The following is a 14,597-nucleotide window of genomic DNA, read 5'->3' on the forward strand; positions in this document are numbered from 1 at the left end:
TTTTATAATCCAAAAATTTAGAGTTTCCATATTCTGTGATTCATTATTGGTTACTATCATTCTTCCAGACAATGACGATTGGAACAACGGTTCAGATAACTCTCAAAAAGGATCAGGGAAATTAACTAATGGAGCAGTAAAGAGAATTCACACTTCAAGTAATTTTCGTCCCATGGGATTAAAGTTGAATTAAGTGATAGAAAAACTAGACGAGTTCTGAAAATTATATAATTCAAATTTGACGAGAGTGAAACGAATTCTAGGCGCTAATCAAGGCAGAAAAGCAAGTCTCTCGTCTTGTGTTGTTACGGCAGCATTTCTTATAAACATTTTATTAAAGTATGATAAATCTCTGATTGTTAAAATATTATAATTTAGTTTGTTTTATTGTATTTATGGGTAAAAAAAAGACCTTTGATCCTGACAAACTTGTTTTAACAAAATCTGAGATTTTGGAATTTTGTGACAGAGTGCTGAAAAAATGGGATAAGAATCCGGTAAAGAACAGAAATAATATTCTTGCAATGAATGCAGTAAAAACAAGTGTTATTTGGACTGATGATGAATCACTAAAGGCCATTTGGAGTGAAATTTTAGCATGGGCCTTTGAACTTCTTTATGAGAATGCAATGTCTCAGGATGATTTAGAATGGGGAAGTGTAATGAAAAAATTAAAGAATAAAAAATGATGATGTTATCTGATAAATCATGAGTGTAAATACTATCAAAAAAGCAAAAAAACTTGTTGAAAGCGGAGGTGTTATTCAAATTGAAAATGACTTATTTCAGATAAAATCCTCCTCAGATCCTGATAAATCATACTTTGTTACATCTGATACCTGTGAATGTCCTGGATTCAAAAATTTCTACAAATTTCACCATGGCAAAGGCTTGAAAGCTAATTGTTCTCATTTAGAGGCTATACGAATTTTCAAACAAGATTCCTAAATTATTTTAGATTTTTTGAATCAATCTTTCCAACAAATACCTTGTTTCCCGAAATGATTATTGGGCGCATAATTAGTCCTGGATACTTTATCATTAATTTGATTATTTGAGAATCTGTTTTTTTACTATTTCCCAAATCTAATTCTTTGAACATTTTGTCTCTTTTTCTGAGCAAATCTGAGGGGGTCTTTCCAGACATTTTGATGATTTTTTTTAATTCTGCCTCTGAGAGTGGCTCTTTGAAAAAATCTCTCTTTTCGATATCTAGTTTCATTCTTTCAATCTCGACAATTGCTTTTTTACATGTAATGCATGTTGGTTTGTGTAATATCTTCAATTCATTTTTTATATCTGATCAGGATTAAAAATTGTTTAGATTGATGAGTTTAGAATCTAAGGATTAATTGTATTCAATACTAAAAGAACACCGAAAATAATTCCTGCTACTATTATAACTCCTTTGAATAATGTTTTCAATAATTTTTGGTAAATGGTAGGAACTTAAGCGTATTGATAATTCTTAGAAGAATTATTTTTCATTTTTTATGTTCTCCAAGTAGGCAAAAGATACAAGTATCGTAATAGACATTGGATATTTTTCGTTCACATCCACACTTACAAGGGCATATTTTGTTCATTGTCATTAAAAGATATTTTTTATGAACTTAAGTATGATTATCTAGTCTTTAGATTCTTCATAATTTTCGTCACTTTCATAATTTTCTTTCAAGTCAAGTTCGTGCTGTTCTTCTCTCATCTCTTCTTGCTCAGCTTCCCTATTTTCAGAATCAGTTGATTTCTCTTTGGTTTTTTTGAATTTGTCTAAAAATCCCATAACATTGGTTACATTTTCTAAAACTTAAGCCTATTGGAGTTTAGAATCTAAGCATTTTCAAATTCTTTGAGTAATTCTTTAAATTCTTCTGGATATTCTTTTTTATTTCCATTTTCATCAAATCCATCACTTTCTAGATACAATTTATCATAATTGCTATTTTTTTGTGCTTCAAACAAATCCTTACTCATTAATGAATTTTCTACAAGAATTGTGAACTTAAGCCTATTGAATAAGCAAAATAGAAACTAGATTCCATCAAAACTATTGAAAGTTGTTTTTCGTGCATATCCTAAAAGGGGATTTTAGGGATTCCACAATGAATTTCATAAAAATTAACTCAAAGATTATTGATTGTTTAGAAAAAGAAAAATGCAGTCATGCACAGCAAATGGATTTTTTAAACTCTTCAGAATTTCTCTCAAAGTTACATTCTTTGCATACGTGCCAACTTCTTTTCTTGAGTAGTGCAAATGATGATTCATAACTAACAGAATACATTTTTCCGCCACATGATGGACAAGGTAATGGAATATCTATTTTCATCAAATTTTGTTGTGAAATTTTGAATATAAGGCCCGCGTAGAATTTATCAATTGTTCATTGATTTTCAGAATCTTCTTCTGAGGGTTGATTCTCATCTGGACTTTCTTCTGATTCTTGATTTATTTTTTCTTGATTAAACTCTTCAAGAATTTCTTTTGGGATTGATATCTTGTCTAGATATGCCTGCCTAGCTTCTTCATATGTTCCTCCATTTGCAAGAATTTCATTTCTAATTTTTTGGGCTTCCTCAAAATTATTCTTTGTAAAGTTGAGTTGACTAATTACTAGATCTTTAATTTTTGGGTCAAGGCCGTTGATGTAATAATTGTACTGAAATCCTTCGTATGTACCTGCACCTGGCTTGAACTTATCAATTGCTTGATTTCTTAGATTTTCAGCAATCAATCTTTGTTGCTCTACGTGGATTTTTTCTTCTGAAGGTTCCGTGGCAATTTTTTGCTCTAAGATTAGTTCATCTAATAATCCGCGATAATACTTGAATAATGTCTGACCTATGGGATTCTTCTCAAAATCACTTTCATTAGAGCTTAGGTATTTTCTGGCCTCGTCTGTAGATAATTTTTCTTGCAAAGCTGAAACTGGAGATGCTTCTCCTTTCACTTGAAATTTGGCACTTGACAATCCTGTCATTCCATACCATGAGCCCACCACATTAACAATGTAAGTGCCTGGAATTCTTTCAAAGTCTTTAATTTCTCCTCTGAACACTCCCCAAGGATCAGTGAATGCTTTTGTGGTGTAAGAGCCTGCCTTGATGAAAACCTCTGCGCCTCCAATTGGCTTGTATGCTTGGTCTACCACTTTGCCTGTAATTATTACTGAATCTCCTGAATAAATTGCCCCTTTTTCTACATTAACATCGATGACTAATTCCCATAATTCTGCATGAGAAGTCGAAACAATAGAAAATAGCATTAAAAATGAAAATAACCCCATTACTCCAAGCCTGTTTTTATACACGTGACATTCTTTAGATTTTCCTTGTTAAGCCAAAGTATGAATAAAAATTAGCCATTTTTTAATTTTATTTGAGTAATTTTGCCTCTTTTCAGGTCCAAAATTCCATTAAATTTTAATTCCCAACTACTCTTAAACTACCAGATTTATCATATCTTGAATCATGGACTTGGTAAAATTCCGTAACGATGTTTATCAAATGACTGAAAAATTATCATCGGACCTCAAAGAAAAAGATGTATCCAAACTAAACGATGTCTGCCAACAATTAATTGAAATGTATCAAAAAAATTTGGTAAAAATCAATCACTCCATCTTGGAATTAATTTGTGCAAGTAATCTCATTTCCAGAGGATATGCAGTAAAAGTCGAAAAAGATGTTTCAGATATTCTGGTATGTGATATTTATGCAAAAAAAGGAGATGGAGACACAATAATTGAAATAGAAACTGGTTTCACTCCGCCTGAACATGCAATGGACACGGTAGATTATTTTGCTGCAAGGATAATGAGTAAGATTGCACGATATAGCCAACACTGTTCAAAGTTTTCATTGGCTACTCCTGCAGTAGGGATATTGCCAATTTCAAAGATCTTTATGTTGCCTCCAAATGCAAGAAATGAAAAAGACATAAAAAAAGTCCAAGATCTATGTGATCGTTATTACAAAAATCCCCCAATAAAATATGATGACATTCTCAATGCTCGTCTTCATTCTATTTATCTGATAAATATAGACAAAGGTTTTGCAAAGGAAGTAGATCCACAGGGATATGTGGAGTTGACTGAAAATCTTCTTGGACGAAGTGAAGTCGAGTATTAGCCTTCATACTATAGAAAAAACTCAAATTCATCTATAGTTTATGATTTGTAGTATGATTTGTGCTGCATGCGAGACAAGAAAGCATTTTGAATGCATTGATTGTATGAATAATCATAAAACACATCTTTGTAGCTGTGATTGCCATGATGAAAATACTGAACCACACCCAGTGGGAAGTTCACACTGATCTCAATTTTTAAATTTTCTTTCAATCTCTTGAGCCATTGTTTCTAATTGACTCGTATCGCCCAATTTTCTATATGTTAATTTTTCAATGGTTTTGATAATGCTTATCGCTGCTCTGTATTGTGGTATTTCAGGCTCATTAATCTCTCCATACATGCCAATCCCATGAATTTGGTTTTTTTTGGCAAATCCTAGAATCAGCCCATTAAATCCAGTAATGATTGACTTTTGTGGAGTCGTGCTCACTTTTAATTTTTCCATCTGTTTTGTTAATTCTATTGCTGTTGTAGTGATGTATGTTTTTGGAACATTATCTAGTGGTTTATTGGTGTGAAATCCACCAAGTGTGTAAATAAATTTTGCAGAATATTTTTTTGCAATATCTATTACATCTTGACATAATGCATTTAATTCACTATTGCTTTGTGGTTGTCCTTTTCCACCTCCAAAAACAATCAAATCATCTGTGTACTTGTATTCCCAACTTTCATCAGGAAGATCAATGTATCCTCCATTGTCAACTACATATGTTGGATATGGTGTTTTTGCAATTCTGAATGTTTTTGTTCTTAATGAATCATTGATGAAATTTACTACTATGCTTCCCACATTTCCCATGTCTTGCATTGCAGCTATGATGATTGGTTTTTTTACATTTGGCTCTTCATTTTGAACAAAATCCACGATATCTCTGAAATGTAATGAATTTTAAAGATATGTTATAATTTACAATTCTAGAAATGTTGCTTTTCATGACTTTTTTGATAATTTGGAATAAATTTACGTAAATCTAAAATGCATTTTTTTTAAAAAAACTATTCATTCTTCTCCTGTTTTAAGAATTTTTTAATCCTGTCGAATTATTGGAATCGCTATTTTATTTCATTTTAAAATTTTGTATGGTCACATATTTTTTACTTTTAAAAAATACTGGTGATTTTATCCTGTGCTTTTCATTACTTACATCATTGCCTTTTTTGGTATTGATCATCTTTTTTCATGAAATCCTGAAATCCTCTTAGCCTCTCTAAATTTGCCATTTCCGTTCATTAGATTGGCTTTCTGATGAGTGATTTTTCCTTCTGATGATAGAATACTGTATTTTGAGCCTGAAATTTCTGATATGTTTTTTCCATATAGTAAAACATGTATCATATTTTAACTCTTTTAGTTCAAAGACCGTTTTTTCAAAGATCGACAAAAATATGAAGATTCATAAGGCAAAAAAACTTTCTATCGACAAATTATGGAAACATCCATGGAAAACATTGGAACATTAGAGTATGCTCTTGACAAATATTCTAAAATCTGGTGTTGGAAAATTACTGGTGATCGTGCAGTCAATATGATCTCTAGGCTAGTTCCTGAAGCATGGTATGGTGAAAATGTAAATGAAGTAATCATTCCTGATAGCACTGAAAACGTAAAACAATTGAAACTCATTATGGATAGATATCCACTAGAAATTTTATCAAAAACTATTTGGCAACGAAAAATTGTAAAGACTTATGCTCCAAAACCTACATTGCCTCCAATCAAGCACAAACTAAAGAAGGCAAAAACAGGAGATCAATTTCGTGGAAAACTTTTGAATTTTCAAAAAGAAGGTCTAGATTTCTTGCTAAAATCTTCTGGTAATGCGTTATTAGCTGATGAAATGGGATTGGGAAAGTGCGTGTTGGGTTCATCATTGATCGAGATTATTGACGGTCAAATTCCAATTGAGGATCTATGGAAAGATTCTATCATGCTGGAGCAACATGAAGGTGAATGCTGGGCAAAGCTATCAAAACCCATTACTGTACAAACATTTGATGGACAAAAAATTATTGCTAAAAAAGTAAGCAAAGTTTTCAGACAGAAGATAGATGAAGACATTGTAAAAATCACCCTTGATGATGGTTCTGTTTTAGAATGTACCAAACGTCACAGATTTCTTACTCCTGATGGATGGATGATGGCAAACAGTCTGAACATAGATGGTAAAGTTGCAGTTCCATCTATTCCATCACAGAAAATTGTTCAACAGATTGCAGATAAGGGAATTTCACTGCGTTCACTGCATCTTTCCACTCCGTACAAATATACTCAAGGTATGAGCAACAATCTTGCATATTTTGTAATAGACAAACTAGAAAAGACAAATAATCATTCTCTTGCCTGTGATCTACAACAACTATCTTTAGAATCCATCAACTGGTGTCCAATCAAAAAAATTGAGACAAAAAGATATTCTGGATATGTATATGATCTTTCTGTACCTGAAACTCACAACTATGTCGTTAATGGTATGATTACACATAACACTGTCCAGACATTATCGTATGTCTCCACTGAAAAACAAACTTTTCCAGTACTTGTTGTCGCTCCACTAGTCACATTGAACAACTGGGAAAGAGAGATTGAAAAATTCTTAAAGAAAAAGAGTAGAAATGGAAGAATTTTAGAATCAGAATCTCCCAGTGTTACGATTATACGAACTGGTAAATCTGAAGAACTGCCAATAACTGATATTTACATTATCAATTATGAATTACTTCTAAAAAGGTCCAAGGATTTGATGAAGGTTGGTCTCCGAACAATAGTTTGTGACGAAGTTCATAATCTAAGATCAAAGACCACTCAAAAATACAAGGCTGTCAAAAAACTTGCTGCACTCCATTCAATATTGTATAGAATTGGTTTATCCGGGACTCCTATTTACAATCGAGGTTCTGAAATTTGGCCTATTATTGATATTATCAAACCTGGACTTCTTGGGAGCTTTAAAGAATTCTGTGAATACTTTTGTTATGTTAACGAAAAAGGAAAAGCAATTGTTTTGGAAAATAAACGTGCCTCCCTTAGAAATGAATTACAAAAACATGTGATGCTTAGACGAAAAAAATCTGATGTATTAAAAGAACTAAAAGACAAAGTACGTTACAAAGAAATCATTGCAGCTGATACTGATTACTATCTTGAAGAACTTGATAAAATCTGGAAAAAGCTTGAGGCAGAGCAGAAAGTTGCAGAAACTGAGTTTTCAAAATCTGCATCATACCATAGAGCAATTCAAAGTGAAAGACAAATTGCAGGACTTGCAAAACTTCCACATGTAATTAATTTTGTTAAAAATATCATGGAGATTGAAGAAAGTGTTGTCGTATTTTGTCATCATAAAGTTATTCATAAACTCCTTAATGAGAGCCTGGAAGAATTTTCACCTGTTTCAATTATTGGTGGACAATCTGATTCACTTAGACAGGATCAAATAGATAAATTCCAAAAAGGAGAATCGAAACTAATGATTGCAGGTATTCGTGCTGGAAATGTAGGAATTAATTTGACTAGAGCAAAATATGTGATTTTTGCAGAGCTTGATTGGAGTCCTGCAATTCATAGACAAGCAGAAGACAGACTCCACAGAATTGGTCAGAAAAACACTGTATTTGCATACTATTTGATAGGGGCAGGAACACTTGATGATCATGTGGCAAATATCTTGGTGGATAAGAGTTATGAGATTGATGAAATCATGGACGAGTCATCTGACAATTATGAAAATAAGGACAAAGCAGAGCTCATCTTAGCACAAATTCAAGATAAGATTCGTTCTAAATAATTAAATTTCTAATTTAGATTTTAGGGAAGACAATTTTCCAACAATGTTGTTCTTCTCTGTTTGTTCTAATTGGGAATCTTGAATTTTTTTAGAAATCTCCTCAATTAGACTGATGATTTCTATTCCTGGTGGTGGGTCTGAAAACTTGGTATTTTCAAATCCTGTCTCTTCTGTTTTGTCGATTTCTTCTATTCCTTCATCCATTATCTCGTAAATTTTAACTATCTTGTCTTCTTGTCTTTGGGGTGACATTAGAACAAATTGATTTTTTCTTAGTTTTTCCAAGTCTTCTAAAATTTCCTTCTCTGACGTTCCAAGAGTGTCTGTAATCTGTTTCATACTGCATGATTTTATTTGAAGTAGACGCAGTATTTTTGCCCAAACTGGTACGCTATCACTCCAAAGAATTTCTCTGGCAAGATCCGTGATGGAAAATGAGCCATCCTTGTTTAACGAAATAAATTTTCTATCTTTTAGTGATGCCAAAGAATCTAAAATTTTTCCAACACCCAACCTCTTTAATTCTGAATTCTCAAGATTGTTCTCATTGAATGTTCCCTTCTTTGTTATGGCTAAATGTAAAATTTCTAAATCTATAGTTCCTAATTTTCGCATATCATTTATTCACCTTCAAGATTAATCATCCTTTCCAATTGATTTTGATATTCAAGAATATATGTGGATAATGAAAATTTGACATGTGGTAAGATATGAACTCCCAAGATTACCTTATGGGTATGATGAACTAGAGCCATTTATTGATACGGAAACTATGAAAATTCATCATCAAAAACATCATCAAGCATATGTTGATGGATTAAACAAATCCCTTCAAGAGATTGGAGCTGCATCTCATCCAAAATATATCTCATCAATTCTTTCTGAACTGACATCTATTTCTGAATCTGGACAAAGTACTATCAATTTTTTTGGTGGTGGATTTGAAAATCACAGATTATTCTGGGAAGTCATGACTCCAAATGGGGGTGGTAAACCTGATGGAAAATTAGAAGATGCAATTGATGTTTATTTTGATAATTTTGATAATTTTAAAACGATATTTTCAGAGAAGGCAATTTCTATTCAGGGAAGTGGTTGGTGTTGGTTAGTTTTTAATCAAACGTACAATAAAATTGAAATCATCACAACTCAAAATCAAGATAGTCCGTGGACTGTTCAAAAAACACCCTTGTTGGGGTTGGATGTTTGGGAACATGCATACTATTTGAAATATCAAAACAAACGACCTGATTATGTAAAAGCCTGGTGGAATGTTGTAAACTGGGATTATGTTGGAAATCGATTCTCAGAACTTCCAGTATAATGTGTTTGATCTGGACAAATTCTTTTAAAGCGAAATTTCATTTTTATGATCATTATTGAAACACAAGCAACTATTTGAATTGGTTTTTGATCTGATGTTGAGAATAATCTAATATGTGAGATTTATAAAAAGTATGAACATAAGAATGATTTCTAGACTACAATGTCCTTATTGTAAAAAACGTTTAGCTGGAAAAGGGTATTTACAAAGACATGTCAAAACAGTTCACAAATAGGAGTTATCTAAAAAATAACATTAAAAGATGAATTAAAATCATTTTGTATGTTTGCGCAATATCTGGCCTATTACACTAAAGAAGCTAACTGACTTTGTAGTTTCTTTGTTTAGTTTTGATTGTTTTTCACGGAATTTCTTTATGAGATCATCCTCAAACACTATCTGTTACTTTCTCAAGTATTATGGGACGAAAGATGATCACAAAATGCATTGAACCTTAATAGATTGATATCTTGTGGTGTTGAACTATCAGTTCAAATCCCTTTGATGGAATCAAACTAGAACTAAAAATGATTCAAGCCTATAAGGTACTGAACCCAAATCTGTCGGAACTAAGTTAACAACTCTTCATGAGATTTTTTGAAATTCTTACAATGTTTTTGATTTTATACGTGAAATTATGTTGCAAGATAGAACTAAACTTGCCTAATCTATTTTTTTATCATATTATTGTTATACGAAATTCGTATCAAATGATAATAATATATATCATAAATATTATCAAATCATCTGTTGTATAGAAAATTAACCTCTGTTTTTATGATATTTTTGATATTAAGTATAGGCATTACATCAATTCCTGCATTTGCAACTCATCCTGGAAATCCAACATTGACAATAATCAAGCAATCTCTTGGCGGTGATGGTACATTCCAAATACAAAACACAAATTCTTCAGGAACCTCTTTACATATTTTGAATACTCAATTTGGATTTGCCTCCACTACGCCAATCGACATTGTTGCAGGTGATCTTCAAACAGTTACTGAAGTATCTCCAAATGGTTTCACTCTAACTGGGCAATTCTGTGAGATTAACGGCACTCCAATACCTGGCAACTCCACCTCATTTACTTCTTCTATAGGTGATCATGTGCTTTGTAAATTTACTAATGAAAAACAAAACACTACCCTAACAATAATCAAGCAATCTCTTGGCGGTGATGGTACATTCCAAATACAAAACACAAATTCTTCAGGAACTCAGAATCACTTTGTTACAACATCTAATGGTGTATCACAATTTCCACAAATCTTTGACATAACTCCCGGTGATGAACAATCCCTCTCTGAAATTGTACCATTTGGCTGGCTGCTAACTGGTCAATTCTGTAGCGTTAACGGAGTAGATATTCCATTAAACGCAACTACATTTACCCCATTACTAGGTGACTCTGTTCTATGTAAATTTACAAATGTCAATCAATTTGCTCCTGCTAAAATAACAATAATAAAGAATTCTGGTGACTTTTCAGATACTTTTGATTTCACTATACAAAACTCTACTACAATAATTCCTGCTAGTATAACCACAACAGAAATAAATTCTGAGAATACTGGTTCTGCAGGTCCTTTCTTTCTTACTCCTGATACCTACTCTGTTTCAGAAACTGTTCCCGCAAACTGGAATCTAGATAATTCAGAGTGTAAAAATCATGGCATTCCTATAACTCCATTAAGTAATCTTATACTAAATCCTGCCGATGATGTATTGTGCATATTCAATAATACCAGAACTGATGCAACTGGAGAAATTCATGGAATGAAACTACAAGATGGTAATCCTCTATCTGGTGTTACAATTAACATGACAAATAATGATAATACCATAAACCGTGAAACAACTACTGACTCTAATGGTGAGTATTGGTTTATGGATTTGATTCCTGACACCTATACTGTATCTGAAGTTCTACCTGACTTTTCAATACAGGTATTTCCATTAGACAATCAGCCTCATATTGTACCCCTTAGTCTTGGCCAAATAATTACTGGAATTGATTTCCAAAATGAATTTGTAGGTCCTAGTGAAATTCATGGAACCGTGTGGGAAGATGTTGATGGTGATGAATTTGTAGATGCAGGAGAGCAGCGATTTGCAGGTAAATCTATTATTCTTTGGAAACTAACTCCACCTGATCTTCAAGGTTCCTTTGCAGGTTTTATTACTACTAACCCTAGTGGTGAATACGGATTTACTGACCTTGACTCTGGATTCTACAGAATTCAAAAACCATCTGTATTTGGATTTTCCTTATCTACTCCTGCAGGTAATCAGGATCAATTTGTAGAATTGACTGGCAATGTTGTTAATGATGTAAACTTTGGTTTTCAAAGTGTTCCGCCTGGTACTATTACTGGAATTAAATTCAATGATCTAGATGGTAATGGTGTACAAGATACTGGTGAACCTGGTGTGTCTTCTGTACAAATCTGTAGCACTCCTGGTAATACGTGTACTTTTACAAACTTTAATGGAAATTATCAGTTAAATCTCCCTCCAGCAGATTATACTGTATATGAGCCATTCTCACAACCATTTGTCACTTTGAATTTACTTGCAACTACTCCTTCTCAAACAGTTACTGTCATCTCAAACCAAGTCACCTCTGGAGTGAACTTTGGTAATATTGTTGCAGATTCTCCACCACCTGAGGTTGAAATAGTTAATGAACGTTCATTTACTGTAAACGGATTACCAACAGTTTACTATGGTGAAGATACAACATACAGGAAAAATGTTGGACCTAATGGTTTTGATCATTGTGGTACAGACAAACCCGTACAGATTAATCTGGTAATTAGTTTTCCTCAAAGTGGAACAACATTTGAGCAGCTTATGACTGAGGTAGATGTTACTAATGAAATCTGGGAAACAACATTTACGCCATTTTTCCCTGCTCATGGAATTGCCAATCTGAAATTTTATGTAGATTGTCCTGCAGATACTCTTGGATTCCCAGAAGATATTAGTTTAATTTCTGGCGAAGATGAAATTCAATTTGGTGGAAGTATCTATGTTGATCCAAGTGGAACTGTATTCAATCAATGTACTGACAACCCTGTTGATGGTGCCACAGTAACTCTCAAAGTAAACTCTCCTCCAACAACTGATAACTTTGTATCTTCTGAATCTGGTTTTCTACCTGATATTAATCCACAGATAACCGAACAAGATGGTAGATATGGATGGGTTGTTGTACCTGGAAATTATAAAGTAACAGTTGCAAAATCTGGATTCATAACCCAAGATAGCTCTACTGTCACTATTCCACCTGCCGTAACTGATTTAGATATTTTCTTGACTCCTGTTGATGGATGTGTGATACCTTTACAGGAACAGAAGGAAGGAATTATCACTGAGTTACAATCTGAATTACCAACTGGAGACAAAAAATCCGACAAAGAATTGGAAAAGGCAATCAGTCACATCACTAAGAGTATCGATGACAAATTCTGGGTTGATGACAGCACATTAGATTCTAAAGATGGACACAAGGTGTTTGATGAGGAAAAGAATGCAGTAAAGAGCTTGTTGAAAGTTGATGCAATTGACGTTTCTGATACAATAGTTCAAATCATAACTATTGATGAACAACTTGCAACTGATGCATTTGACTTGGCAAATACTCCTGAAAACCAAGCAGACAAGAAAACAAACAAAGAATTGACAAAAGCAGAATCAGAATTAATCAAAGGTGATAAAAAGGCAAACGAAGGAAAGTTTGACAAAGCAATAGATCATTACAAGAAGTCGTGGAAACATTCCCAAAAAGTTTTGAATTCAGAACAAGATGATGATGAAGATGATTAGCCAAGTTAGATTATCTAAATTCTACGTATAGATGGAACTTTTCTAGATACAACTTAGTAATCTAATCAGGTCCAGTCATGACTAATTATAGTCGGGGTGTCAATGTGATCTGACAAATCGTCCTCCCATAGTTTTAAAATTATTTTTTTAATGAATCAATCTTGAATATGTAATTATAAGCAGTGAGAGGGAAATTCAATTAAACCGTCCTCCTACCAACAAATTATTCTAACAAAATTCAAGTAAAAATTAGGACAATATTTTCTGATTACTCTTTGTATTTTATGTGCAAAGCTTATTTTCTAATGATGTGTACATATTGTGTACTAAAAAAATAAAATTATCGTGCCTGAAATGAATCTAAACATATGACAAAATATCCTGAAGCCCTTTGGATTCCAACCTGGAATTGCAGCAGGATCTCCTGGCGATGCAGACTATTCTCCTATGTGGAGAATCTTTATGATTGGCTGGGCAGATCCTGAAAATGCACAACTATTAGAAACCATTGATGATATGAATGCATACAAAGAAGCTGGTTTGATCGACATTGGTATTGCACGTCCAATGGATAGTGACCATGTTGTTAACTGTCCGTTTGTGGAATGTGAGCGGGAAAACCCAAACCCTTTAGGGTTGGGATGAGAGCGAGCACACCACAACTCAAAGCAAAACACAATCAAATATTCAAATAAAATATGCGTGTAAGAAAACCAATGACATATGATACCACAGGAACTATGGGAATCATCAAAATACAAACGCCTGAGTCTGAAAAGACAATTCCCGACCAAGGGATGCAAGAGCCACAACCACAAACGTCTGCGAAAGCAACTTTGAGGCTCGATGAAGCAGGAAGCCACGAGCTTTGGCGAGTGGTAGTTCACTGACCTATTCCAATGAGATCTCCTCTTTCTTATTTTTGAATTCCTTACATTTGTTAATTTTTAATGATTTTTTTTAACAATTTTTCAGAGAATCAACTACTTGATTTATCTTTTATTATAACAATAATGAGTTATGAGTATTTCTGGAATGTATATGTTAAACACCGAACAATATGAAGAAAAAAAGATTCAAGCAGCACTTGAAATGCTATACGTTGATAGAAAAAATGAATTCCGTGAATTGTCTCATGTACTGTTGAGTGAAAAGGCTCTAAAATCCATGCCTAACTGGAAAGAATTTGTTTTGAATTTTTCTTTGGATGTGGAAAGCGCTTTTAAAACATGGTCTGGTCAAAGCCATCTGTCTGTTAGCTCTCCTCAAAAAGCCTTGACTCTGCTAAGGCAACTAGGACATGATAAAACCTCTATGAACCAACTCACACATCTCTTAAACATTTCATACAATCTGTCACTTGAATTCAAAGAAATCTATAGACGTTTAAAATAACTCTCTCCTTTTTCTTAATTGAAATTTTTGGTTGTGCCATTTTTTCTTGAATAATAGATGATGTTTCTAAGTTTATCATCAAAAACAGATTAATTTTGTGAGTGTAATTTGGATAAACTAGATCGGA

The 14,597-nt window shown here is 33.1% G+C and carries 17 protein-coding genes and 1 pseudogene; 10 read left to right on the top strand and 8 right to left on the bottom strand.

What is annotated here, in order from left to right:
• Nucleotides 1-46: 46 nt before the first annotated feature.
• The 3 genes from C5F50_RS05500 (at nucleotide 47) to C5F50_RS05510 (ending at nucleotide 948) form a co-directional block, all read left to right on the top strand.
• Nucleotides 47-193: a hypothetical protein gene (locus C5F50_RS05500; RefSeq protein ID WP_179372656.1), complete on the top strand. Its 147-nt coding sequence runs from the start codon at nucleotides 47-49 to the stop codon at nucleotides 191-193.
• A 202-nt stretch (nucleotides 194-395) separates the two neighbouring features.
• Nucleotides 396-689, top strand: a complete 294-nt coding sequence (locus C5F50_RS05505; RefSeq protein ID WP_179372657.1) for a hypothetical protein — start codon at nucleotides 396-398, stop codon at nucleotides 687-689.
• A gap of 19 nt (nucleotides 690-708) precedes the next feature.
• Entirely contained in the window at nucleotides 709-948 is a 240-nt protein-coding gene (locus tag C5F50_RS05510) for a hypothetical protein (protein ID WP_179372658.1), read from the top strand.
• Nucleotide 949: 1 nt separating this feature from the next.
• On the opposite strand, the gene C5F50_RS05515 is transcribed toward C5F50_RS05510, so the two are convergent.
• The 5 genes from C5F50_RS05515 to C5F50_RS05535 all read right to left on the bottom strand — a co-directional run bounded on the left by C5F50_RS05515 (nucleotide 950) and on the right by C5F50_RS05535 (nucleotide 3,310).
• Nucleotides 950-1,285, bottom strand: coding sequence for an arsenate reductase family protein (locus tag C5F50_RS05515; protein WP_179372659.1), 336 nt, complete (start codon nucleotides 1,283-1,285; stop codon nucleotides 950-952).
• 342 nt (nucleotides 1,286-1,627) lie between these two features.
• Nucleotides 1,628-1,783, bottom strand: a complete 156-nt coding sequence (locus tag C5F50_RS05520) for a hypothetical protein (RefSeq protein WP_179372660.1) — start codon at nucleotides 1,781-1,783, stop codon at nucleotides 1,628-1,630.
• Nucleotides 1,784-1,830: 47 nt separating this feature from the next.
• Nucleotides 1,831-1,974 carry a hypothetical protein gene (locus tag C5F50_RS05525; RefSeq protein ID WP_179372661.1) on the bottom strand — a complete coding sequence of 48 codons (144 nt, stop codon included), beginning with the start codon at nucleotides 1,972-1,974 and terminating at the stop codon, nucleotides 1,831-1,833.
• A gap of 187 nt (nucleotides 1,975-2,161) precedes the next feature.
• Nucleotides 2,162-2,329: a hypothetical protein gene (locus tag C5F50_RS05530; RefSeq protein ID WP_179372662.1), complete on the bottom strand. Its 168-nt coding sequence runs from the start codon at nucleotides 2,327-2,329 to the stop codon at nucleotides 2,162-2,164.
• Nucleotides 2,330-2,383: 54 nt separating this feature from the next.
• The gene (locus C5F50_RS05535) at nucleotides 2,384-3,310 is read right to left on the bottom strand and encodes a carboxypeptidase regulatory-like domain-containing protein (protein ID WP_179372663.1); all 927 of its coding nucleotides are present in this window, start codon (nucleotides 3,308-3,310) and stop codon (nucleotides 2,384-2,386) included.
• A 160-nt stretch (nucleotides 3,311-3,470) separates the two neighbouring features.
• On the opposite strand from C5F50_RS05535, the gene C5F50_RS05540 reads away from it, so the two are divergent.
• Entirely contained in the window at nucleotides 3,471-4,130 is a 660-nt protein-coding gene (locus tag C5F50_RS05540; protein ID WP_179372664.1) for a hypothetical protein, read from the top strand.
• Between the two features lie 189 nt (nucleotides 4,131-4,319).
• On the opposite strand, the gene C5F50_RS05545 is transcribed toward C5F50_RS05540, so the two are convergent.
• A complete protein-coding gene (locus C5F50_RS05545; protein ID WP_179372665.1) occupies nucleotides 4,320-5,000 on the bottom strand; it encodes a PAC2 family protein in 681 nt (226 codons plus the stop codon).
• Between the two features lie 303 nt (nucleotides 5,001-5,303).
• Nucleotides 5,304-5,471, bottom strand: a complete 168-nt coding sequence (locus C5F50_RS05550) for a hypothetical protein (RefSeq protein WP_179372666.1) — start codon at nucleotides 5,469-5,471, stop codon at nucleotides 5,304-5,306.
• A 91-nt stretch (nucleotides 5,472-5,562) separates the two neighbouring features.
• Between C5F50_RS05550 and C5F50_RS05555 the strand changes: the two genes are divergently transcribed.
• Nucleotides 5,563-7,920, top strand: a complete 2,358-nt coding sequence (locus C5F50_RS05555; RefSeq protein ID WP_246282169.1) for an SNF2-related protein — start codon at nucleotides 5,563-5,565, stop codon at nucleotides 7,918-7,920.
• On the opposite strand, the gene C5F50_RS05560 is transcribed toward C5F50_RS05555, so the two are convergent.
• The gene (locus C5F50_RS05560) at nucleotides 7,921-8,535 is read right to left on the bottom strand and encodes a hypothetical protein (RefSeq protein WP_179372668.1); all 615 of its coding nucleotides are present in this window, start codon (nucleotides 8,533-8,535) and stop codon (nucleotides 7,921-7,923) included.
• Nucleotides 8,536-8,620: 85 nt separating this feature from the next.
• Between C5F50_RS05560 and C5F50_RS05565 the strand changes: the two genes are divergently transcribed.
• From C5F50_RS05565 to C5F50_RS05585, 5 genes and pseudogenes are all read left to right on the top strand, one after another.
• The gene (locus C5F50_RS05565; RefSeq protein ID WP_179372669.1) at nucleotides 8,621-9,244 is read left to right on the top strand and encodes a superoxide dismutase; all 624 of its coding nucleotides are present in this window, start codon (nucleotides 8,621-8,623) and stop codon (nucleotides 9,242-9,244) included.
• A gap of 786 nt (nucleotides 9,245-10,030) precedes the next feature.
• Nucleotides 10,031-13,075: an SdrD B-like domain-containing protein gene (locus C5F50_RS05570; protein ID WP_179372670.1), complete on the top strand. Its 3,045-nt coding sequence runs from the start codon at nucleotides 10,031-10,033 to the stop codon at nucleotides 13,073-13,075.
• Nucleotides 13,076-13,462: 387 nt separating this feature from the next.
• Nucleotides 13,463-13,720: pseudogene (locus C5F50_RS05575) on the top strand (DUF7482 domain-containing protein); the annotation flags it as partial.
• A gap of 71 nt (nucleotides 13,721-13,791) precedes the next feature.
• On the top strand, nucleotides 13,792-13,965 hold the full coding sequence (locus tag C5F50_RS05580; protein ID WP_179372671.1) for a hypothetical protein: 174 nt from the start codon (nucleotides 13,792-13,794) through the stop codon (nucleotides 13,963-13,965).
• A 130-nt stretch (nucleotides 13,966-14,095) separates the two neighbouring features.
• Nucleotides 14,096-14,470: a hypothetical protein gene (locus C5F50_RS05585; protein ID WP_179372672.1), complete on the top strand. Its 375-nt coding sequence runs from the start codon at nucleotides 14,096-14,098 to the stop codon at nucleotides 14,468-14,470.
• The last annotated feature ends 127 nt before the right edge of the window (nucleotides 14,471-14,597 follow it).

It is taken from the genome of Nitrosopumilus ureiphilus, from assembly GCF_013407185.1.
Classification (GTDB): domain Archaea; phylum Thermoproteota; class Nitrososphaeria; order Nitrososphaerales; family Nitrosopumilaceae; genus Nitrosopumilus; species Nitrosopumilus ureiphilus.